At 64.1% G+C, this 22,921-nt stretch carries 18 protein-coding genes; 12 read left to right on the top strand and 6 right to left on the bottom strand.

Annotated elements, in window-relative coordinates; translation table 11 throughout:
- Positions 1 to 8 precede the first annotated feature (8 nt).
- Positions 9 to 971 (bottom strand): agmatinase, encoded by a 963-nt coding sequence (gene speB / locus Q0094_RS13140; RefSeq protein ID WP_297620412.1) that lies wholly within the window; start codon positions 969 to 971, stop codon positions 9 to 11.
- Between the two features lie 141 nt (positions 972 to 1,112).
- Here speB and Q0094_RS13135 point away from each other — a divergent pair, with 141 nt between their 5' ends.
- Positions 1,113 to 1,631 carry a flavin reductase family protein gene (locus tag Q0094_RS13135; RefSeq protein WP_297620409.1) on the top strand — a complete coding sequence of 173 codons (519 nt, stop codon included), beginning with the start codon at positions 1,113 to 1,115 and terminating at the stop codon, positions 1,629 to 1,631.
- A 165-nt stretch (positions 1,632 to 1,796) separates the two neighbouring features.
- Here Q0094_RS13135 and Q0094_RS13130 read toward each other — a convergent pair whose 3' ends face one another.
- Positions 1,797 to 2,963: a M20 aminoacylase family protein gene (locus Q0094_RS13130; RefSeq protein ID WP_297620406.1), complete on the bottom strand. Its 1,167-nt coding sequence runs from the start codon at positions 2,961 to 2,963 to the stop codon at positions 1,797 to 1,799.
- Positions 2,964 to 3,028: 65 nt separating this feature from the next.
- Between Q0094_RS13130 and mazG the strand changes: the two genes are divergently transcribed.
- From mazG to tpiA, 6 genes are all read left to right on the top strand, one after another.
- Positions 3,029 to 3,829, top strand: a complete 801-nt coding sequence (gene mazG, locus Q0094_RS13125) for a nucleoside triphosphate pyrophosphohydrolase (protein ID WP_297620403.1) — start codon at positions 3,029 to 3,031, stop codon at positions 3,827 to 3,829.
- An 87-nt stretch (positions 3,830 to 3,916) separates the two neighbouring features.
- On the top strand, positions 3,917 to 4,822 hold the full coding sequence (locus tag Q0094_RS13120) for a DMT family transporter (protein WP_297620400.1): 906 nt from the start codon (positions 3,917 to 3,919) through the stop codon (positions 4,820 to 4,822).
- A 141-nt stretch (positions 4,823 to 4,963) separates the two neighbouring features.
- The gene (locus tag Q0094_RS13115; RefSeq protein WP_297620397.1) at positions 4,964 to 6,061 is read left to right on the top strand and encodes an outer membrane protein transport protein; all 1,098 of its coding nucleotides are present in this window, start codon (positions 4,964 to 4,966) and stop codon (positions 6,059 to 6,061) included.
- 137 nt (positions 6,062 to 6,198) lie between these two features.
- Positions 6,199 to 6,561, top strand: a complete 363-nt coding sequence (locus Q0094_RS13110) for an SUF system Fe-S cluster assembly protein (RefSeq protein ID WP_297620393.1) — start codon at positions 6,199 to 6,201, stop codon at positions 6,559 to 6,561.
- A gap of 105 nt (positions 6,562 to 6,666) precedes the next feature.
- On the top strand, positions 6,667 to 7,053 hold the full coding sequence (locus tag Q0094_RS13105) for an iron-sulfur cluster assembly accessory protein (RefSeq protein ID WP_297620391.1): 387 nt from the start codon (positions 6,667 to 6,669) through the stop codon (positions 7,051 to 7,053).
- Between the two features lie 80 nt (positions 7,054 to 7,133).
- A complete protein-coding gene (tpiA, locus tag Q0094_RS13100) occupies positions 7,134 to 7,880 on the top strand; it encodes a triose-phosphate isomerase (RefSeq protein ID WP_297620388.1) in 747 nt (248 codons plus the stop codon).
- A gap of 3 nt (positions 7,881 to 7,883) precedes the next feature.
- Here the strand turns inward: tpiA and Q0094_RS13095 are convergent, their stop codons facing one another.
- On the bottom strand, positions 7,884 to 9,158 hold the full coding sequence (locus Q0094_RS13095; protein ID WP_297620385.1) for a DVUA0089 family protein: 1,275 nt from the start codon (positions 9,156 to 9,158) through the stop codon (positions 7,884 to 7,886).
- Positions 9,159 to 9,352: 194 nt separating this feature from the next.
- Between Q0094_RS13095 and Q0094_RS13090 the strand changes: the two genes are divergently transcribed.
- From Q0094_RS13090 to Q0094_RS13070, 5 genes are all read left to right on the top strand, one after another.
- On the top strand, positions 9,353 to 11,248 hold the full coding sequence (locus Q0094_RS13090; protein ID WP_297620382.1) for an ATP-binding protein: 1,896 nt from the start codon (positions 9,353 to 9,355) through the stop codon (positions 11,246 to 11,248).
- Positions 11,245 to 12,594, top strand: coding sequence for a sigma-54 dependent transcriptional regulator (locus tag Q0094_RS13085; protein WP_297620379.1), 1,350 nt, complete (start codon positions 11,245 to 11,247; stop codon positions 12,592 to 12,594). Before Q0094_RS13090 ends, Q0094_RS13085 begins: the two co-directional genes overlap by 4 nt.
- Before the next feature lie 212 nt (positions 12,595 to 12,806).
- Positions 12,807 to 13,802: a TAXI family TRAP transporter solute-binding subunit gene (locus Q0094_RS13080; RefSeq protein ID WP_297620376.1), complete on the top strand. Its 996-nt coding sequence runs from the start codon at positions 12,807 to 12,809 to the stop codon at positions 13,800 to 13,802.
- 127 nt (positions 13,803 to 13,929) lie between these two features.
- Complete coding sequence (locus Q0094_RS13075; protein WP_297620373.1) at positions 13,930 to 16,479, top strand: TRAP transporter fused permease subunit; 2,550 nt, start codon at positions 13,930 to 13,932, stop codon at positions 16,477 to 16,479.
- A gap of 126 nt (positions 16,480 to 16,605) precedes the next feature.
- On the top strand, positions 16,606 to 17,775 hold the full coding sequence (locus Q0094_RS13070) for a cytochrome P450 (protein ID WP_297620370.1): 1,170 nt from the start codon (positions 16,606 to 16,608) through the stop codon (positions 17,773 to 17,775).
- Between the two features lie 6 nt (positions 17,776 to 17,781).
- Here Q0094_RS13070 and Q0094_RS13065 read toward each other — a convergent pair whose 3' ends face one another.
- From Q0094_RS13065 to Q0094_RS13055, 3 genes are all read right to left on the bottom strand, one after another.
- Positions 17,782 to 19,209 (bottom strand): sigma-54 dependent transcriptional regulator, encoded by a 1,428-nt coding sequence (locus tag Q0094_RS13065; protein WP_297620367.1) that lies wholly within the window; start codon positions 19,207 to 19,209, stop codon positions 17,782 to 17,784.
- Positions 19,206 to 21,383, bottom strand: a complete 2,178-nt coding sequence (locus tag Q0094_RS13060; RefSeq protein ID WP_297620597.1) for a PAS domain-containing sensor histidine kinase — start codon at positions 21,381 to 21,383, stop codon at positions 19,206 to 19,208. Before Q0094_RS13060 ends, Q0094_RS13065 begins: the two co-directional genes overlap by 4 nt.
- 142 nt (positions 21,384 to 21,525) lie before the next feature.
- Positions 21,526 to 22,908 (bottom strand): sigma-54 dependent transcriptional regulator, encoded by a 1,383-nt coding sequence (locus Q0094_RS13055; RefSeq protein WP_297620364.1) that lies wholly within the window; start codon positions 22,906 to 22,908, stop codon positions 21,526 to 21,528.
- Positions 22,909 to 22,921 lie beyond the last annotated feature (13 nt).

Raw genomic sequence — 22,921 nt, 5'->3', positions numbered from 1 at the left:
CCAGCCTCTCATCGCCGGCACCACCCCCATAGGCAGATCAACTCCATCGCGACATGCGCCGCGGCCACGGCCGTGATGGCCGCGTGATCGAAGGGCGGCGACACTTCCACGACATCGCCCCCCACCAGATTGATCCCCGCCAGACCGCGCAGGATCTGGGCTGCCTGCGCGCTCGACAAGCCGCCCCAGACGGGCGTGCCGGTTCCCGGCGCAAAGGCGGGGTCAAGCGCATCGATGTCAAAGCTCAGATAAACCGGCCGCCCCCCCACCCGCGCGCGCAGATCGGCCGCCACCGCCTCGGGGCCGCGCTGATGGACGGCGCGCGCGTCATGTATGGCAATTCCAAGATTGTCCCCGACCACGGTGCGGATGCCCACATGCGCCGAGGCGCCGACATCGATCAGACCCTCGCGCACCGCCTTGTAGCAAAAGGTGCCATGATCGATGCGCAAGGGGTCATCATCGGGCCATGTGTCGGTATGAGCGTCAAACTGGATCAATGCCAAGGGCCCGTGTTTGGCGGCATGCGCGCGCAAGATCGGCAGTGTCACGGAATGATCGCCCCCCAACGCGATGCATCCCGCCCCCGCGGCCAGAATGCCCGCAACATGCGCCGTGATCCGGTCGGGGATATCGGCGGTATGCGCATAATCCAGCGCCATATCGCCGTAATCGGCGATCGCGATGTCTTCCAAAGGCGAAAATCCGTCCCAGCCATAGGGCGGATCGAAGGGCTGAAGGCTCGATGCCTCGCGGATGGCACGCGGCCCCAACCGCGTGCCGGGCCGGTTGGTCACAGCCTGATCAAAGGCAATGCCCGTGATCGCCAGATCGACACCCGTCAGATCCTTGCTGTAGCGCCGCCGCAAGAAACTGGTCGCACCCGCAAAGGCATTTTCAAACGCCAGCCCCTTGAACCCCGCCCGCACAAAGGCCCCGTCCACCTCGCGCTTCGCATCTTCCAACGCCATTGCCGTCCCTCCGCCGAAAACGCCCTTGGCCTGCCCTGACACGCAGGAAAACGCAAGCGCAAGCGTGACTTTCGCGAGCCTGCGTCTAGCTCTGAGCATGACAGCATCCCAAAGGCCGAAGCTCACAAGAGGACACCCCAGATGATCGATGCGCAAGACACCCGCGATACGCTGCGCAGCGCCTTTCTCGATGGCATGAGCCAGGCCATAGGGTCGGTCTGGATCGTGACCACCGATGGCCCTGCCGGGCGCGGCGGTGTCACAGTTTCGGCCATGACATCGGTCTCGGCCGATGGCGAGGCACCCACCCTGCTTACCTGCCTGAACGCCACGTCATCGGTCTTGCCGCTGGTGCTGGGAAACGGCTGCTTTTGCATCAACCTGCTGCGCGCAGGCCAAAACGACATCTCGGACATCTTTTCTGCCCGTCGTCCCGCCCCCGGCGGCGACAAGTTCAACGCAGTCGCCACCGCCCCCCTTGTCACCGGCGCCCCGCATCTGACGGCGGCGCTGGTCAGTCTTGATTGCCGCCTGATCTCGGCAGAACGGATGGGCACGCATCACATCTGCATCGGCGCGGTCAAGGCGGTGGTCTGCGCCCCCTCGGGCGAGCCCCTTCTTTACGGCACGCGCCGCTACCTGCGCGCAACCGCCTGCTGAACCCGGCATCCTTGTCCCAAGACCAGCCAAGGACAGGCCGCAGGCTGGGGGCAGCCCCCCTAACAAGAGCTGCGCGCGCGACGCGCGCGCAGCGTTGACGCGAATTTTCGTACGAAAATTCGCACCCCGCCCGCTCATCCGAATTTTCGTACGAAAATTCGCGCTCTACCCCGCGATCGGCAAGGCGCGTTCGGCCAGCCGCGCCAGAAGACTGGCCCCGATGGGCAAGATCTCATCGTTGAAATCATAAGCCGCATGATGCAGACCCGCCCCCGCGCCCGCCCCCACGAACAGATAGGCACCCGGGCGCGCGTTGAGCATGTAGGAAAAATCCTCGGCGCCCATCTCGCGCCCTGCCGCCCCATCAACGCGCTCAGGGCCCACCACTTCGGCCGCGACCTCGGCGGCAAAGGCGGCGCGGTCGGGATCGTTGATCGTGGCCGGATAGCCGATGGCATAATCGAGCCGTGCCGCGACCCCGAAACTGGCCGCTTGCCCCGCCACGATCGCCTCCATCCGTGCCATCACCATCTCCTGAACCTCGGGTGCAAAGCTGCGCACGGTGCCGTTGATCATCGCCTCGCCGGGAATGACATTATCCGTCGTTCCGGCATGTATCTGCGTGACCGAGATCACCAGATCCTTCAGCGCATGATGGTTGCGCGACACGATGGTCTGGATGGCCTGAACGATCGACACCGCGGCAGGGATCGGATCGCGCGTCTCATGCGGCATGGCCCCATGGCCGCCTTGGCCTTCGATCAGGATCGTGAACTCATCGACCGCCGCCATGATCGGCCCGGGCGTGGTGATGATGCGCCCCGCCTCCAGCCCCGGCGCATTGTGCAGCGCATAGACCTCGGCGATGTCGAAGCGGTCCATGATGCCCTCTTGCACCATCACGCCCGCACCGCCGCCATCTTCTTCGGCGGGTTGAAAGATGAGCGCCACGCGCCCGCGAAAGCCCCGCGTTTCGGCCAGATACTTGGCCGCCCCCAACAGCATCGCGGTATGCCCATCATGGCCGCAGGCATGCATCTTGCCTGCCACGCGCGACGCGTGCGGGGCGAGCGTGGCCTCGAGGATCGGCAGCGCATCCATATCGGCACGCAAGCCCACCACCGGGCCAGGGCCCTGCCCGTTGATCATCGCCACGATGCCGCTTTGCGCGATGCCGGTGTGGATTTCGTCCACCCCGATCTCGGCCAGCCTTGCCGCAACAAAGGCCGCGGTCTCGTGACAATCAAAGGCCAGTTCCGGATGGGCATGCAGATGGCGACGCCACACGGTCATCTCGGGCGAAAGCCCTGCGATACGGTTGATGACGGGCATGGCTGGACTCCTCGGCGCGGTTTGGGTCTAAGGGGTCACCTGATCCCAAACCCTCCGGTTGCGCAATGGACGAGTTTTCCCGCCTGCCCCCGCTCGAGCGGCTGCGCGCGATCATGGCGCGGCTGCGCGACCCGATCACGGGCTGTCCCTGGGATGTGGAGCAAGATTTTGCCTCCATCGCCCCCTACACCATCGAAGAGGCCTATGAGGTCGCCGATGCGATCGACCGGAAGGCATGGGACGAGTTGAAGGGTGAATTGGGCGATCTGCTCTTTCAATCGGTCTTTCACGCGCAGATGGCGAAAGAGGCGGGGCTGTTCGATCTTGACGATGTGGCCAGCGCCATCGCCGACAAGATGATCGCCCGCCACCCGCATGTGTTCGGCACCGAAAGCAACGCCAAATCCGCCGCCCAGCAGGTCGTGGATTGGGAAAGCGTCAAGGCCGCCGAACGCGCGGCCAAGGCCAAGGGCGGGGTGCTTGACGATGTGGCCTTGGGCCTGCCTTCGTTGATGCGCGCCGAAAAGCTGCAAAAGCGCGCGGCGCGCGTTGGCTTTGACTGGCCCGATATCGGCATGGTCATCGACAAGATCGCCGAAGAAGCCCGCGAACTGTCCGAGGCGCGGGACAGTCTGCCGCAAGACCGCATCGAGGATGAGATGGGCGATCTGCTGTTCGTCATGGCCAATCTCGCCCGTCATCTCAAGGTCGATCCCGAAGCCGCGCTGCGCCGTGCCAATGCCAAGTTCACGCGCCGCTTCGCCTTCATCGAGGCCGGGCTTGCAAAGCGCGGCAAACGCCCCGACGACAGCGATCTGGCCGAGATGGATGCACTTTGGGATGACGCCAAGCGCGCCGGTCTGTGAGGCGCGCTTGCCCTTGAGCGTGCGCGCACCATCTGAAACGCCCACACAAGATGCCCCGAACAAGGGGCTCACAAAGGACACACGCACATGAGCCAGATCGAGGCGGCACCGCAGGGCCAGGCGGCCCAGGACCCGTTGCGCGCCGCCTTGTGGATGATCGGCGCGATCCTTTGCTTTTCTGCGCTTGCGGTGGCGGGGCGGGCGGCGGCGCTGGAACTCGACACCTTCGAGATGATTACCTACCGCTCGGTGATCGGGCTGGTGATCGTTCTGGCGGTGGGGGCCTTTGCCGGAACGCTGGGCCAGATCACGCGGCGCCACATGGGCGTGCATGTGGTGCGCAACATCGTCCATTTCGGCGGGCAGAACCTGTGGTTTTACGCCATCACGGTGGCCCCCCTGACGCTGGTTTTCGCGCTCGAATTCACCGCACCGCTCTGGGCGATGCTTTTGGCGGCGGTGTTTTTGGGCGAGAAATTGACGGCGTGGAAGCTGGGCGCGGGGCTTTTGGGATTTGTGGGGGTGCTGATCGTTGTGCAGCCCGGGGCGCAGCCGCTGTCGATCGGCATGGTCACAGCTGCGCTGGCGGCTGTGTTTTTCGCGGTCAACGTCATCTTGACCAAGCGGCTGACGCGCACCGAAAGCATCACCTGCATCCTGTTCTGGCTGTCGGTGATCCAGCTGGTCATCGGGCTTATCATTTGCTTGCGGGATGGGCACATGGCCGTGCCTTCGGCCGCGATGCTGCCATGGCTGGCGGTGATCGGGATCGGCGGGATGGCCGCACATTTCTGCCTGACCGCGGCACTTTCGCTTGCCCCTGCATCGGTGGTGATGCCGATGGATTTCGCCCGCCTGCCCACCATCGCCGTGGTGGGGGTGGTGGTCTATGCCGAACCCCTGGAATGGAGCGTCCTGCTTGGGGCCGTGTTGATCTTTGGTGCCAATTATCTCAACATCTGGGCCAGCCAGCGCCGACCCGGCAGGACCTGACGCGGGTGTAGCAGAACCGTCACAATTCATCGCTGACCCAAAGGTAAAGCGATGGCTGACGTTGCGGCAGAATTGACCGCCCGGTGATTCTTGTTGACCTAGACGTCAGGTAGACATCGCTCAGTCTTGGGGAGAGACATCATGAACCGCATCGCAGCCGCCTCTGCGGCACTTCTGGCAACGACTGCTCTGGCACAGGCGGGGGGTGTCGAGCGCTCTGGCCAATCCATGGGCATCTTGTTCGAGACCGGCACCTATGTGGAACTCGGTTATAGTTATGTCGATCCATCGGTATCGGGCACAGCAGGTGGCGGCGCAGTGTCATCGGGCGACATGGCTGCAAGCTACAGCCAGATCGAGTTGCGCTATCATCAGAAGATATCCGAGCAGCTTTCCTTTGCCTTGATCGTGGATTCGCCCATCGGCGCGGATGTGGACTATCCTACTGGCACCGGCTACCCCTTTGCCGGGGCCAACGGCACCATCGACAGCCAGGCCGTCAATGCGCTGGTCCGCTATCAGACGGGGGGCGGCGTTTCCGTCTACGGCGGTCTGCGCGGCGTCACCGCGAAAGGCAACGTCTCGCTTCCGACCTACGGGCTGACGGCGGATGGCTCGACCGAACTGGGCTACACGATCGGCGCCGCCTACGAGATCCCCGACATCGCGCTTCGCGTGTCGCTGACCTACCAATCCGCGACCACACATGATTTCGCGGGTTCGGAAACCTATCTTGTCCCAGCCCTTGGCACGTTGCCCACGGAGTTTGCCGTGACGATCCCAAAATCGTGGACGCTTGAGGCACAGACGGGCGTTGCCCCCGGCACGCTGGTCTTCGGCTCGGCGCGCTGGGTGGATTGGACCGAATTCCGCATTCAGGGCGATAACGGCCTCGCCCCCAGCCCGGTTCTGGTCGATTACGACAAGGACACGATCACCTATAGCCTTGGCGTTGCACGTCGGCTGAACGACAGTCTGGCGCTGTTGGGTTCGGTCGGCTACGAGGCCAAATCGGGCGGGTTCTCGGGCAATCTCGGCCCGACCGACGGGCGTACGTCGTTTGGTCTTGCTGCGCGGTACGATAACGGCCCGTGGCGCATTCTGGCGGGCGTGAATTATTCGATGGTTGGGGACGCACAGACCGAAGCCCCAGCGCCCGCGCCGGCCGGCACGCTTCTGGGAACATTCACCGACAACTCGGCCTTGGGCTTTGGTATCCGCGTGGGATACTCTTTCTGAGCCAGAGCCAACCATTGGCACAACCCCTACCCCCGCGCCCCTTGCGCGGGGGTTTTCTTTTGGGAAATGCGACCCTTTACGCCCCGCCGCCCTTTCCTTATATCTTCACTCAGGATTACCGTGGAAGGCACCGCCCCATGACCGAGCACGAGCCAAAGCTGGAAGGCACGCCGCTGATCCAGCCCTCCAGCACCGATCACCCGCTGTATGACCGCGTGGTGGAGGCCTGCCGGTCGGTCTATGACCCGGAGATTCCGGTCAATATCTTTGATCTGGGGCTGGTCTATACCATCGACATCACCCCGGAAAACGCGGTGCGCGTTGTGATGACGCTGACAGCCCCCGGTTGCCCGGTGGCGGGCGAGATGCCCGGATGGGTCGCCGATGCGGTCGAACCGCTTGAAGGGGTCAAGCAGGTCGATGTCGAACTGACATGGGACCCGCCCTGGGGCATGGACATGATGTCGGATGAAGCGCGGCTGGAACTGGGCTTCATGTGATGGCACAGATGCCGCCACCCTCCTTGCCAAGACACACGCCCCTTGAGCGATACCGCGACACCGACTATCTTTCCCGCATCGCCGCAGCGACAAGGAACTGATCCCATGTTCGGCATTCCCGGCAAACAGGCCGTCACCATCACCCCCGCCGCCGCAGCGCAAATCCAGCGCCTCATGACCCGCGATGGCAGCCAGGGCTTGCGCATCGGCATCAAGAAGGGTGGCTGTGCGGGCATGGAATACACCATGGATTATGTCAGCCAGATCAATCCGCATGACGAGATCGTCGAACAAGACGGCGCGCGCGTGATGATCGCGCCCACAGCCCAGATGTTCTTGTTCGGCACCATCATCGACTACGAGACCAGCCTGTTGGAACAGGGGTTCCGCTTTCGCAACCCGAATGTGGCCGATGCCTGCGGGTGCGGGGAATCAATCAAGTTCAAGGATCTGGCCGAGTTGCAGACCGAACAGGCGCAGCGCCCGGCCTGATCGGCCGCCGCACGCTGTGGCGCGCTGGCCTGTCACCCCTTTCCCTTTGGATCCGACCGACCGACAGGAACAGGCCCACCATGCCCCGCAAGATTGCCGCCGGAAACTGGAAGATGCATGGCGATGGCGCGGCTTTGGCCGAAATCGACGCGCTGATCGCGGCCCATCCCGACCCCGGGGTCGGCATCGTGATCTGCCCGCCGGCCACGTTGATCCATCGCATGGCCGAGCGGGTCGGAAATGCGCCCATCGCCCTTGGTGGCCAAAGCTGTCATGCCGCCAGATCGGGCGCGCATACCGGCGACATCTCGGCTGCGATGCTGGCGGATGCCGGGGCAAGCCATGTCATCCTTGGCCATTCCGAACGGCGGATCGATCATGGCGAAACGGATGCCGTGATCCTGGCACAGACACAATCCGCACGGGGCGCAGGATTGAGCGTGATCTTGTGCGTCGGCGAAACCGCCGCGCAGCGGGATGCGGGCATGACGCTTGACGTGGTGACCCGCCAAGTCATGGGCTGCCTGCCCGATGACATCGACCCATCAGCGCTGATCATGGCCTATGAACCCGTCTGGGCAATCGGCACGGGGCGCGTGCCCGACGGCGACCAGATCGCTCAGGTGCATGGCGCGATCCGCGCCTTGCTGTTGTCACGATTGGGCTTGGCCGGTGGTCAGGTGCCGATCCTGTATGGCGGTTCGGTCAAACCCGACAACGCCGCCACGATCTTTGCCATCGCCGATGTCGACGGCGCGCTGGTGGGGGGGGCCGCATTGAAGGCGGCCAGCTTTTCGCAGATCATCACCGCCTTGCAATCAGCCTGACGCCTAGGGGGCGGCGCGCACATAGCGCGCCACGCCGACGCGGATCATGCCATTGTGGGTGTTCACGAATTGACGCACGGCCAACACGTAGCGCCCCGGCGCGACCGCCTGAACAAGCTGGGAATTGACCGAGTCATTGGCATCGTCGTTCTGGCCCAGCATCGTGCCCGCACTGTCGAACAGGCTGATCACCGGGTCAGAGTCGTCGATGGCATCGGCGGTGATCATCAACAGACCATCGGCCGGAACCTCCATGACGAACCATTGGGCCAGACCACCTGATACCGGCCAGTCGCGCGTGACCTCTGCCGGCAACACGCCAAGATCCTGAACCGGCCAGGACCCGTCCAGCGGGGGCGCGATCATCCCCTGCGCGTACCCATCAAAGGTGGCGGCCCGTCCATCATGGGCGATGATCTGCACCTCGATGGGCAGCATCGGGTCGCCAAGCGCGCGCAGGCCGATGCAATATTCCCCCTCCGGCAAAGCCTGAGAGAAATCGAGCCGGGAATTGAGGCCATCGGCATCATCATTCTCGCCCAGAAGTTGCCCGGTCGCATCGAAGAGATAAAGATAGGGGTCGGCGTCTTCGTTGGATGCGCGGATGGAGAGCGGCTGTGGGCTGGCCAGTGCGAACCGAAAATAGGGCGTCTGTGCCGCGCTGCCCGTTGCCACAAGCCCGTCCATCAGCTGCGCGTCGACCGAGCCGTCGCCCAAACGCGTGGCGGGCGTCTCTGGAAGGCACGGCTCCATGCCTACAAAAGGGATCATCTCGTCCATGCCCGCAAAACCGCCCGCCAAACCCGGCGTCAGGGCCAGCATCTCAAGCCGGCTCACCTGAATCCGGCCCGCGACCGCGGCACCCCCAAAGCCCGTTATCGCCACACAATAATCGCCCGCCTCCAGATCCGGCTCTGCGCGTGCCGACAGATTTCCGCCGGAATCATCATCGACCACCACCAAGCGGCCCGTCGCGTCGAACAGTTCGACCATCACGTCGCCCATCGGCGTGTCGGCCATCGCCTCGACACGCACGGCCATCGGCGCGCTGAGCGTGAACAGCGCTATCCCCCGGCCACCCGACGCCACATCTCCCGCCCACACCAAGGGCGCGCCTTGCGTGGCGATGTCCGAGCGGTCCTCGGTCTGGCCCATCCATGGCGCACCATCCCCAAGCCCGTTGCACAGGCTGTTCTGGGCGATGGCAGGGGCAAGCGGGGCGGCAAAAACCACCAGCGTCAGGCTGATGGTGCGCAAGACGGAGCGTATGGCAAACATCGGTTCCTCCAACACATGACTGGCAACCCACAAACGCCGTCGCCTGATCTGGTGTCAGAGTAACCTGTCATGGCCATTCGCGAAAGCCGAATTCACCGGGTCTGGTTCGCACCGCCGGCCCGGCATCGCCCCACGGAAAGCTTTGACCACAAGCTCTGGTCAGGGGGATCGCGCCCGCGCATATACTGGGCGTCATGATCGATGCCGCCGATGAAGCCATGACCGACCGCCGCCAGCCACGCGCCCTGACGGGGCGCTGGTCCACGGGCGCTGTGGTGCGGATGGTGCTGATCGGGCTGTGTCTGGGTGCGATGCTGGCCTATCCGCGGCTTGAACGCGCCTATGAGGTGCAGATCGGCGATCGCGATCGTGCCACCCTGGAACTGGCAACCCAGAACCTGCGCGGCGCGCTGAACCGCGCGGCGGTTCTGCCCCCGCTTCTGGCCGAGCGTCCGATCCTGGCCCGGGTGTTGCGCGATCCGACCAATGCGGGGCTCTTGCCCTTTGTCAATGAACAGCTGCGCCAGACCGCACTGTCGCTTGATGTGTCGGACATCTATCTGATGGACCGCACGGGGCTGACCATCGCGGCCTCATCCTATCGAACGGAACGATCCTTTGTGGGGCGAAACTTTGCGTATCGCCCCTATTTCACCGACGCGCTCGATGGCGGCATCGGGCGGTTCCACGCCCTGGGCACCACCTCGGGCGAGCGGGGATATTTCTTTGCCGCCCCGGTCAGTGACGAGCGCGGGATCATCGGTGTGGTCGCGGTCAAGATCACCCTGGACGCCTTCGAGGCGACATGGGCCGAAAGTGGCGCGACAATCATCGTGCAGGACATGTCGAATGTCATTTTCCTGTCGGACAGGGCGGATTGGCATTTCCGCACGCTCGGGCCCATGGTCGAAGCCGCGCTGGAAACCATCGCCCAGACACGGCAATACCCGATCACGGCGCTGCGCCCTCTGGCGGCGCACAGCAGGCCCTTGGGCGGCGCGAACTATCAGATCCTGACCATCGACGACCCCGGGGGGCGCGCGGTCTATGTGATGCAGACGGGGCTGATCGCGGCGGCAGGATGGCGGGTGTCGATCCTGTCGCCCATAGCCCCCGCGCGGGCACAGGCGCTGACTTCGCTGGCCATCGCGGCGCTGATCGCCCTGTTCGGGCTGATGGTAAGCGCCGTGATCGGGCAACGGCGCGCCCAGCTTGAACAGCAATTGGCCACACGGGCCGATGAACAGACACGGCTCGAGGCGCGGGTGCGCGGCCGCACCGCCGAGCTTGATGCCGCCAACCGGCTGTTGCGCCACGAAATCGACGAACGCGTGCGCACCGAGGCACAGCTGCGCCGCACGCAAACCGAATTGATACAGGCCGGAAAGCTGGCAGCCCTGGGGCAGATGTCGGCGGCGCTCAGCCATGAATTCAACCAACCCTTGGCCGCGATGAAGGCCTATGCCGAAAACACCGCCACCTTTCTGGAGCGCGGCCGCATGGATGAAGCGCGCGAGAATATCCGCCTGATATCCGCGATGGCCGACAAGATGGCGTCGATCTCGCGGCATCTGCGCAATTTCGCCCGCCGCCCGCAAGACAAGACCGGCCCGGTGCCGATCCACGCCGTGATCGCGGATGCCCTTGACCTGATGGCGCCACGGCTGGACAAATCGGCGGCGCGCGTGATCCCCCCGCCACCGGGCAATGAAATCTGGGTCACCGGCGGGCGGGTGCGGCTGCAACAGGTGATCGTCAATCTGATCGGCAATGCGCTGGACGCCATGGACGGCACGGCGCGGCCGACCATCACCCTGACCCTGACCGTGATGCCACAGACAGGGCGGTGCCAGCTCGCGCTGCGCGACACAGGGCCCGGCCTGTCGCAAGACGCCTTGTCACAGGCCTTTGATCCCTTCTTCACCACCAAGGCCCCCGGCAAGGGGCTGGGGCTTGGTCTGTCGATTTCCTACAATATCGTGCGCGATTTCAACGGGCGGCTGATGGTGGCCAATCACCCCGATGGCGGCGCGGTGTTCACGGTGGATCTTGAGCTGACCACGCCACCCGCCGAGATTGCTGCACCATGACCGCCCCCCCGCCCATCTTGTTTGTCGATGATGAAGAGCATCCGCGCCTGGCCGCCGTGCAGGCCCTGATGCTGGCCGATCTTGACGTCATCGCCTGCGCCAGCGCGGCGCAGGCGCTGGCGCGGCTTGACCGGGATTTTCCCGGCATCTTGATCACCGACATCCGCATGCCGGACATGGACGGGCTGGCGCTGATGGCCAAGGCGCTCAGCATCGACCCCGAACTGCCGGTGATCTTGATCACCGGGCATGGTGATGTGGATCTGGCGGTGCAATCGATGCGCGACGGGGCGTATGATTTCGTCGAAAAACCCTATGCGCCCGCGCGGCTGGTGCAGGCGGCGGGGCGGGCGCTGGAAAAGCGCCGGCTGACAGTGGAAAACCGCCTGCTGCGCGCCGGGTCCGACCCCAAGACCGCAGGCGACGCGCTGGAGGTGCAGTTGCGCGGCAGATCGCCCGCAATGACGCGGCTGCGTGCCAGCCTGAGCGCCGTGGCCGCAACCGGGGCCGATGTGCTGATCGAAGGCGAAACCGGCACCGGCAAGGATGTCGCCGCGCGTGCCCTGCATGCCGCCAGCGCGCGCGCCCTGCGCCCCTTTGGCGTGGTCAATTGTGCAGCCTTGCCCGCCGATCTGATCGAAAGCGAATTGTTCGGCCATGAAGCGGGCGCCTTTCCCGGCGCCAGCCGCGCGCGCTATGGCAAATTCGAACATGCCCGCGGGGGCACGCTGTTTCTGGATGACATCGACAGCCTGCCCATGGCGCTGCAAGGCAAGCTGTTGCATGTGATCGAACAGCGCACGGTGACGCGCCTTGGATCGAATGACGCGATCGCGCTCGATCTGCGGATCGTGGCTTCGGCCAAGCGGGATCTGGAACAGGCCGTGCGCGAGGGCACTTTTCGGCCCGATCTGCTGTATCGGCTGAATGTGGTCACGCTGCGCCTGCCGCCCCTGTCAGCCCGGCGCGAGGATATTCCCGAGCTGTTCCTGGCCTTTCTGGAGACAGCCGCCACCCGGGCCGGGCGGCCGGTTCCCATCGTGCCGGGGGCGGTTCTGGCGGCGCTAGCGACGCGCGATTGGCCGGGAAATCTGCGCGAATTGCGCAATGCCGCCGACCGGATGGCGCTGGGTCTGGACCCCGCTCTGGCACAAGCCCCCCCCGCGCCCGAGGCCAGCCTTGCCCAACAGATGGCCGCCCATGAGCGGCTGTTGATCGCAACCGCGCTGGCCGCCCATGGCGGCAGCATCAAGGCGACCTTGGCCGCGCTGCAGATCAGCCGAAAGACGCTCTATGAAAAGATGCAGCGCCACGGATTGGACCGCGAAAGCTTTCGCAAACCTTAGGTCGCGCCGCTTGCGCCCCTGCAATGTGTCAAGATCGTAATATGAATTTGACCCTGATGGGTGGATATCCACCCATTCCATCAGGATATGCTCATCAATGCACGCAAAGCGGCCATGCACGGCTTGCATGACCGCCTTGCCCGCCCCAGACACTCGCGCCCAGCGGCCCGGCTCACGGCGGGCGCTTGATCCATCCACAAGGGGAGATTGAGATGGTATTCACCCGTATCGCAGCACTTGCGGCCACCACCGCGCTGACCGCAACGGCGGCCTTTGCCGATGGCCATGCCGACCGCACCGGCTGGCCCGAAAGCTTCACCGTCGGCACCGCCTCGCAGGGCGGCACCTTTTTCGTCTATGGCTCTGGCTGGGCCAATCTGGTTGCCGATGAGCTGGGCCTTTCGGGCGGTGGCGAAGTGACCGGCGGGCCGATGCAGAACATGGCGCTGGTGCACACCGGCGAAGTTCAGTTTGGTCTGACCACCATGGGCCCGGCCGCTGAATCGCTGGCTGGCACCAACCCGATCGCACCCGGGCTGCAGATGACCAATGCCTGTGCGATGTTCCCCATGTATCAGACACCCTTTTCGGTGACGACGCTGTCGGCCTCGGGGATCGAGACGATCGCCGACATTCCGGCGGGCGCACGCGTGGGCTTTGGACCAGCCGGGTCGACCTCGGACACCTATTTTCCGCTGATGCTGGAAGCGCTTGGCGTGGCGTTCGAGCGCCGCAACGGTGGCTGGGATGATCTGGGCGGCCAGCTTCAGGACGGTCTTCTGGATGTGATCGCCTTTGCCGCGGGCGTTCCGATTCCGGCCGTGTCGCAGCTTGAGGTGCAGACCGACATCAACATCATCGAGTTCACCGCCGATGAACAGGCCAAGATCATCGAACAATTCCCCGTCTCGGGCTTCGAGATCGCCGACACCACCTACACCACGCTCGAGGCACCCGCGCGCTCGGTGGCGATGTGGAACTTTGCGATCGCCAATTGCGACCTGCCCGAAAGCTTTGTCTATGCGGTGACCGATGTCATCATGTCGGACAATGACCGCATGGTCGGCATCCACGCCTCGGCGCGCGAAACCCTGCCCGAACATTGGGACAAGAACACCGCGATGATGTGGCACCCCGGTGCGGCACGCTGGTTCACCGAAAACGCCGGTGCAACGATTGCGGCCGACCGTATTCACGGCGCGATGTAAGACCACCGGCGGGGCATGCGCACAGCGCATCCGCCCCGCCGCGCGACACGGGCCGCGCCCCTTGCGATGGGCGCGGCACCACAAGGGGCCGGCAGGCCGCGCCGTCCGTCCGGGGGAACACCAGACCATGACCGACCAGACCAGCCAGACCGGACAGGTCCTTGCAGAAGGCGTTGACGAAGAGCCGATCGAAGGCAACCGTCGCCTGTTTGCGGGTCGCGCCTATGTCGTCATCGCGGTCATGGCCTTTTTCTATGCGGCCTTTCACATGGCGGCACTGAACGGGCTGTCGGTCAGCGGGTTGATCGCGTCGCCATGGTCGGTGCAAGCCAGCCTTGCCGAACGCAAGACCCAAGCCAGCTTCGAGGATCTGCGCAGGACGCTGGGCCCCGCGGGCGAGGCCTTTGGCGGAAACAGCATGCGCCGTCTTCTGGCCTTGGCCCAAGAGGTGGCCCAAACCGCCGACAACGCCGACGAGATCGCAGCACTGACCGCCAGCATCGAAACCGCTCAGGCCGAAGCGGCCGCCTTGCGGCACACGGCGCGCGATATCAAATCACGCTGGGCCGACCGGCTGCCGATGTTGCCGACCCTGCCGATGGAGCCGTGGAATTTCCGCATGATCCACATCGCTGGCGCCCTGGTGTTGGGGTTTGCCCTGTTTGCGGCCCATGGTTTTCCCAGTGGCCCACAGCCTGTGCGCGACACGCGGATCATCACCCGGATCGCCGCCGCGCTGGCCCTGCCAGCGCTGGTGGCGGCCATCACGACGCTTGGCTTCATCCAGTATCTGGGCACTGACCAGATCATGGAGATGGGCGGCCGGGTGCTTTGGGTATCGATGCCCGACATCCCCGACACCTTTTCGGCCTATGATTGGGTCTATGCGCGCGAGATCTGGTGGTTTGGGGTGCCGCTTTTGGTGGCGACCTTTGGCGCCATCGTGACAGGTTGGTTCGAACGGCGCGACCGCGCGGCCTTTGCCGCCTCGGACATGGTGCTGGGCTTTTGCGCGGTCATCGTGGCGCTCTACCTGATCCCGATTTACGGCACGGCCGCGCGCAATGCGGTCGGAACGCCACAGGTGCCCATTGGCGTGGCCTTTGCCGCAACGGCGGGCACCGCGCTGATCCTTGAGCTGACGCGCCGGGTCGCGGGCATGGCGCTGGTGGTGATCGCGGGCATCTTTCTTGCCTATACCTTCAGCGCGCATCTGTTGCCCTCGATCTTGCGGGTCGAGACACCCTACACATGGCAGCGCTTTTTCGGCACGGTCTATTCCGATGTCGGCATCTTGGGCACCACCACGTCGGTCTCATCGACCTACATCATCTTGTTCATCATCTTTGCGGCCTTTTTGCAGGCCTCGAAGGTCGGGGATTATTTCGTCAATTTCGCCTTCGCCGCCGCAGGGCGCGCGCGCGGCGGTCCGGCCAAGGTGGCGATCTTTGCAAGCGGGCTGATGGGGATGATCAACGGCACCTCGGCGGGCAATGTCGTGGCGACCGGATCGCTCACCATTCCGCTGATGAAAAAGGTTGGCTACGAAAAAAAGACCGCCGGCGCGGTCGAGGCGGCTGCCTCGACCGGTGGTCAGATCATGCCGCCGATCATGGGTGCGGGTGCCTTCATCATGGCCGAGGTGACGGGCATCCCCTATCAAGATATCGCCATCGCCGCGATCATTCCGGCGTTGCTCTATTTCGCCTCGGTCTATTTCATGGTCGATCTTGAGGCGGCAAAGCTTGGCATGCGTGGCATGCGCGAAGATGAATTGCCAAAGTTCAAGCGCCTGATCCGACAGGTCTATCTGTTCGTGCCGATCCTGATCTTGATCGCGGCGCTTTTCATGGGCTACTCGGTGATCCGGGCAGGCACGCTTGCGACCGTCGCCGCCGCCATGATCAGCTGGCTTACCCCCCATGCCATGGGCCCGCGCGCGATCGTCAAGGCCTTCGAGATTGCGGGGATCATGTCGATCCAGATCATCGCGGTCTGTGCGTGTGCGGGCATCATCGTTGCGGTCATTTCGCTGACCGGGGTGGGGGCGCGCTTTTCCAACCTGTTGCTCGACATTGCGGGCGTCAGCCAGCTTTTGGCGCTGTTTTTCGCCATGTGCATTGCGATCTTGTTGGGGATGGGCATGCCCACGACCGCGGCCTATGCGGTCGCGGCCGCCGTGGTGGCGCCGGGCCTTGTGCAGCTTGGCATCCCGCTGTTGACGGCGCATTTCTTTGTCTTTTACTTCGCCGTGGTGTCGGCCATCACCCCGCCCGTGGCGCTGGCCAGCTATGCGGCGGCCGGAATTTCGGGGGCCAATGCGATGGAGACATCGGTTGCCTCATTCAAGATCGGCATCGCGGCCTTCATCGTGCCCTTCATGTTCTTCTACAATGCCGCCCTCTTGATGGATGGCAGCGTGACCGAGATCATCCGCGCGGTGGTCACGGCGGGCTTTGGGGTGTATTTGCTCGCGGCTGCGGTGCAGGGGTGGGTCATGGGCGCAGCGTCGGTCTGGTATCTGCGGATCGTGCTGTTGATTGCCGCGCTCATGATGATCGAGGGCGGCCTTGTGACCGATCTTCTGGGGCTGGGCACGGCGGCTGCCGTTGCCGTGATCCAGCGGATGCTGAAACCCGGTGGCGCGGCCACCATCCCGGTGCGCGGCGCGGATTGATCCCCACCGCCGCCGGGCAAAGCCCATCGCAAAAGGGCCTGCACACCCGGCGATGAGCGTCGTCTTTCACCAGACAGGCATCGAGCCCACTGGTCAATCGGCCGTTGCCCTGCCAGATTTGCGATCATGCAGATCCTGACCCAATCCCCCACCGATCCGGGCTTTGTGCAAGACCCCTACCCTTTCTATGGCATGGCACGCGCCGCCGGGCCGCTGGTGTGGTGGGCGGATTACGCCATGCCGATGGCCACGACCCATGCGGCGGTCAACACGATCCTGCGCGATCGGCGTTTTGGGCGCGAAGCCCTTGTGGCCCCCGCCATCCCCGATCACCTCAAGCCCTTTTTCGCCGTCGAAGCCCATTCCATGCTGGAACTTGAACCGCCGCGTCACACGCGGTTGCGCGGTCTTGTGCTGCGCGCGTTCACGTCGCGCAGGATTGCGGCGCTGGCCCCCGAGATTGCGGCGCTGGCGGGCGATCTGGCCGCGCGCTTGCCCGAAGCGGATCACTTCGACCTGCTCGACGCCTATTGCCGCCCGATCCCCGTGATCATCATCGCGCGCCTTCTGGGCGTGCCCGAGGCGATTGCGCCGGATCTTTTGCGTTGGTCCAATGCGATGGTGCAGATGTATCAGGCCCGCCGCACCCGCGCCGATGAGGATGCGGCGGTCGCGGCGACGACCGAATTCGTGGCCTTCCTGCGCGATTATGTGAACCGCCGCCGAAACGATCCGCGCGACGATCTGATCACCGCGCTGATCGCGGCCGAAGAAGACGGTGCGCGGCTGTCCACCGACGAGTTGATCAGCACCTGCATCTTGCTGCTCAATGCGGGCCATGAGGCGACGGTGCATTCCCTGGGCAATGGGGTAAAGCTGTGTCTGGAAACAGGGGCGCGCCCGGGGCCCGACCCCGCGCCGCTGGTGGAAGAGATCTTGCGCCACGACCCGCCGCTGCATCTGTTCACCCGCTGGGCCTATGAGGATGTGACGCTGTTTGGCCACCGCTTTGCACGCGGCGATCAGGTGGGCCTGTTGCTGGCATCGGCCAACCGCTGTGGCGATGCCTATGCGCAGGCCGAGCGTTTTGAGCCCGCGCGCAGCGATGGGCCGGTGAACCAATCCTTTGGGGCGGGTCTGCATTTCTGCGTCGGGGCCCCCTTGGCCCGGCTGGAATTGCAGATCGCGTTGCCGATCTTGTTCCAGGCCCGGCCCGGCCTGCGTCTGGCCGCGCCCGCACGATACGCCAACATCTACCATTTTCATGGGCTTGAGCGGCTGGATGTGACGGGCTGAGCGGGCTCAATCCTCGATGTCGGGCTCTGTGTCTTCGTCTTCCATCTGGGCGATGCGGGCGCCGGATTTCGATGTCGTCACAATGCCAAGCGATTTCAGCTTGCGGTGCAGGGCCGAACGTTCCATCGCCACGAAACTGGCCGTGCGGCTGATATTGCCACCAAACCGGTTGATCTGGGCCATCAGATATTGCCGCTCGAACAGCTCGCGCGCCTCTCGCAGGGGCAGCGTGGTCAAACGCGACGACAGGCTCATCGCATCATCATCGGCGCCCTGTGTCGCCTCGACCTGCCCCGGAAGATCGGATGGCTGGACCGGCCCATTGCCTTCGCCCAGGATAAGCACACGCTCGATCATGTTGCGCAGCTGTCGCACATTGCCGGGCCAGCGCATGGTCTGCAACAGCGTCGCCGCATCCTGGCCCAAGGCGCGGTTGGGCAGGCCCTGCTCGCGGTTGAATTCGGCGATGAAATGGCGCGCCAGTTCCGGGATGTCGTCGCGCCGATCCTCGAGGCTCGGCACATCGATCGGCACGACATTCAGGCGGTGAAACAGCTCTTCGCGGAACCGGCCCTGCGCGATTTCCTCTGCCAGATCGCGCGAGGTCGATGAAATCACCCGCAAATCCACCCGCACCTTGGTCGTGCCCCCCACGCGGGTGAAGCTTTGGTCCACCAGAACGCGCAAGATCTTGGATTGGGTGCCCAGCGGCATGTCCGCCACCTCGTCGAAATAGACGACGCCACCATGGGCCTGTTCCAGCAAACCCTGTTCCACACCGCGCTCGGCACTTTCGCGGCCAAACAGCTTTACCTCCATCTCGTCGGGCTGGATCGAGGCCGATGAGACGACGACAAACGGGCCATCGGCACGGCTGGATTGGGCATGCACATAGCGCGCCGCGACTTCCTTGCCTGAACCGGGCGCGCCGGTCAGCATCACCCGGCCATTGGATTTGGTGACCTTGTCGAGGTTCGATTTCAGCGCGCGAAACGCCGCCCCCGATCCGATCATCTGCACCTCGCGCAGATCCTGACGGCGCAGGCTTGCGTTTTCACGGCGCAGCCGTGACGCTTCCATCGCGCGGCGGATCACCACCAGAAGCTGGTCGATGTTGAAGGGTTTTTCGATGAAATCATACGCGCCCTGCCGAATGGCGGCCACCGCGATCTCGATGTTGCCATGACCCGAAATGATCACCACCGGCACATCGGGATTGTCGCGCTTGACATGGCCCAGGATGTCGATCCCGTCCATCTTGCTGTCCTTGAGCCAGATATCGAGGATCATCAGCCCGGGGGCGGCGCGGTTCAACTCGGCCATGCAGGCATCCGATGTGCCGGCCATGCGGGTCGCATACCCCTCGTCGCGCAAGATATCGCAGATCAGTTCGCGGATATCGCGCTCATCATCCACGACCAGAATATCGTTCATGCTGTCTCTCCGTTGGGCAGAAGGGGCAAGGTGATGCGGGCCATGGCACCGCGATGGGCGCCCGGCTCAAAGGGGTCGGCATCGCGCAATTCCAGCGTGCCGCCATGTTCCTCGATGATTTTCTTGACGATGGGCAGGCCAAGCCCCGTACCCTTGTCGCGCGTGGTGACATAGGGCTCGAACAGCTTGGCCCGGTCTAGCGGCAAGCCAATGCCATTGTCGCAGATGGTGATGACCGCAGTGTCACCCACCACACTCAACGCCCCGCGCAGCTGTGGCACATGGCCAATCGGGGCGCCTTTTTCTTGCAAGGTTTCAATGGCTTCCCCGCCGTTTTTCAACAGGTTCGTAAAGGCTTGACCGATCATGGTCGCGTCAAGATCGGCCAGAACGGGGTGGTCGGGGATGTCAAAGGCAAAGCGGACGCCGGGCTGGCCCGCACGTTGCAGGGTGACCGCCTCGCGCAACAGGCGCGCCAGATCCTCGGGTCTGGTTTCCGGCTCGGGCATGCGGGCGAATTTGGAAAACTCATCCACGATGCGGCGCAGATCATTGGTCTGGCGCACGATGATCTCGGTCAATTCCTCCAGACGCTGCTTGTCTTCGCCGTGCAGATCGCGGGCATAGCGGCGCTTGATGCGCTCGGCCGACAGCTGGATCGGCGTCAGCGGGTTCTTGATCTCATGGGCGATGCGGCGCGCGACATCGCCCCAGGCGGCCATGCGCTGGGCCGAAACCAGCTGGGTCACATCGTCAAAGGCCAGCACATAGCCTTCGAGCGTGCCCTCGGCATTGCGGCGCGTGGCCATGCGCACCAACAGGCTTTCTTGCTTGCCGGCGCGGATCAGCTTGATTTCCTCTTGCACGGTTTCGGCGGGGGATTTCTGCAACCGCTCGAACAGCGGCCCGAATTCCGGCACCGCCGCCGCAAGCGTGATGCCGCCATCAGCGTGTTCCCCCAGCTGCAGCACGCGCAACGCCGAGCGGTTCATGAAATCGATCCGCCCCCCTTCAGTCAGACCAACCACACCCGCCGTGACGGAACTCAGGACCGAATCGAACAGACGGCGGCGTGCTTCGGTCGCATCGTTTTGTTCCACCAGCGCGTCGCGCTGCCCCTTGAGCTGCCGGGTCATCTGGTTGAACAGCCGACCCAGCATCGCGATCTCGTCATCACCGCCTTCATCGGCGACGCGCACCTCAAGATCGCCCTGACCCACGCGTTGCGCCGCGCCGGCCAATTGCCCGACCGGGCGCGACAGACGTTCGGCAAACCACAGCCCCAGCCAGATTGCGGCCAGCACCATGATGATCGCAAAGCCCAGATACAAAAGGCCAAACTCGAACAAGACACGGCCGCGATCGGCCTCGAGCTGACGGTAAAGCCGCACGGTCTGTTCGGTTTCGTCCAGAAGCGCCAGAATGCCGCCATCCACCGCACGGCTGACGTAAAGATACCGGTCGGGAAAGGCCGACAGCCGCACAAGCGCGCGGAATTCATTCTGGATACGGTCTTCGATCAAGACCAGTTCACCATCGGCGGCGCGGGCCAGATCCGCCTGAGCCGGGCGATCGAAATCGAACAGATAGCTCGCCTCGCCCCGCGCGCGGATTTCACCCGCACCATCGATCACAAAGGCTTCTTCCAGACCGCGCTGGATGCGCCCCTGGCCTTGGCTCAACACCTGGCGCAGGTCACCATCCGATTGCAACGTGCCCGAGCGGCGGCTGAGATTGAGGAAATTGGCAAGCGCGGCGCTATCATCGGTCAGGTCATCGCGGTGTTCCTGACTATAGGCGATGGCGGCATCGAGCGAATTTCCCAGCGCCCGCGACACGCGGTCGGAAAACCAGCCTTCGAGCCCCATGTTGACGGTGATGGTGGCAAAGACCGCCACAAGGATTGTCGGCACAAGGGCCACGATCGTGAACACACCCGTCAAGCGCAGATGCAGACGCGCGCCTGCCGACCGCGCCCGGCGCGAGGCCACGATGCGCGCCACTTCGCGCAAGACCAGAGCGGCGACCAGAATGATATAGACCAGATCGGCCAGCAAGATCAGCCGCAGCCGCGGCGCATCGGCAAGCTCGGACAGCGGCCCGAGCACCAGAAACGTCAAAAACGCCAGCACGGGCCCCAAAAGCACAAGCCCCAGTGTGGCTGCGCTGCGCACATTAGGATCATTCTTGAACCGCCAGAGCCGGTCGATCAGACCGGCGGCCTGTCTGTCCGCGGTACCATCCACGGGCTGCCCCCCAATCAATGACGCGGCTGATCGGGGGCTGTCGCCCATCGGCCACGAGACTGTTGCGGTTTTACATCAACTTGCGCCGCCGTGTCACGCGGATATCCAGATCGGTGATCTTTTTTCGCAAGGTATTGCGGTTGATCCCCAAAAGATCGGCACATTTTGCTTGATTGCCACCCGTGGCATCCAGCGCAATCTCGATCAGCGGCGTCTCGACCTCGCGCAAGATCCGGGTGTGCAGACCCGGCGGCGGCAAGGCACCGCCATGCAGATCAAAATAGCGCTTGAGATGCTTGGCAACCGAGGCCGACAGCTTGTCGCCCTCGCCCACCCCCATCAGGGGTTCGATCGCGGGCTGATTGCCCAGCACCGTCTCGACCTCGGCCTTGGTGATTTCCTCGGACAGGCTGGTGACCGTCAGGCGCTTGAGGGTGTTTTCCAACTGGCGCACATTGCCCGGCCATGAATAGGCGCGGATCAGTTCCATCGCATCGCCCGACAGGCGGCGCAGCGCCACACCATCGCGTTCGACACGCGCCAGAAAATGCGCCGTCAACAGCGGGATGTCATCGACCCTTTCGCGCAAGCTGGGCACCGCCAGCGTGACACCGCCCAAGCGGTAGAACAGATCCTGACGGAAGCGGCCGGTTTCCATCTTTTCCGTCAGATCGCGCTGCGATGTGGCCATCACGCGCGGGGCGGCGTCGCCAAAGGCATCCAGCATCCGCACGATCTTGGCCTGTGCCACTTCGCTCAGATCGCTGACCTCGTCAAACAGGATCGAACCGCCGCGCGCGCGCGCCAGAATCGTCGATGGGCCATCCATCCCTTCAAGATCCGCACCCGATGCCACGACAAACGGCAGCGTGCGCCGATCCGAGAAATCATGGATCGCGCGCGCAATCAGCGATTTGCCCGTGCCGCTTTCGCCGGTGATCAGCACCGGCAAATCGGTGTTCATCACCCGCGCGACCAGACGATAAAGCGCCTGCATCGCAGCCGTGCGACCCACCAGCGGCAGATCCTCGCGCGCGGAGGGCAGCGCGGCGGGGGCCTCGACCGCGCCACGGGCGGGCTTGGCACGCCGCTTGAGATCAAGCGCACGCGCGGCGCGTTTCATCAGATCGGGCAGATCAAAGGGCTTGGGCAGGTAATCATAGGCGTCTTTTTCGGTCGCCTGGATCGCGGTCATGATCGTGTTCTGCGCCGAAATGATGATGACCGGCAGACCGGGGCGCATCTGGGTGATCTGCGGCAAGGTCTCCAGCCCGTTGCCATCGGGCATGATCACATCGGAAATGACCAGATCGCCCTTGCCCTCTTCGACCCAGCGCATCAGCGTCATCAGGCTGGAGGTGGCATGCACCTTGCAGCCCGCCCGCGTCAGCGCCTGTGTCAGGACAGTGCGGATGGTGCGGTCGTCATCGGCGACAAGAACGGTTCCGTCCATGGCTCAGATCTCT

Origin of the sequence: uncultured Roseicyclus sp., from assembly GCF_937892565.1 — a bacterium.
GTDB lineage: Bacteria > Pseudomonadota > Alphaproteobacteria > Rhodobacterales > Rhodobacteraceae > Roseicyclus.
Note: the sequence above shows the minus strand (reverse complement) of the source record. Positions and strands in the feature narration are given on the sequence as shown.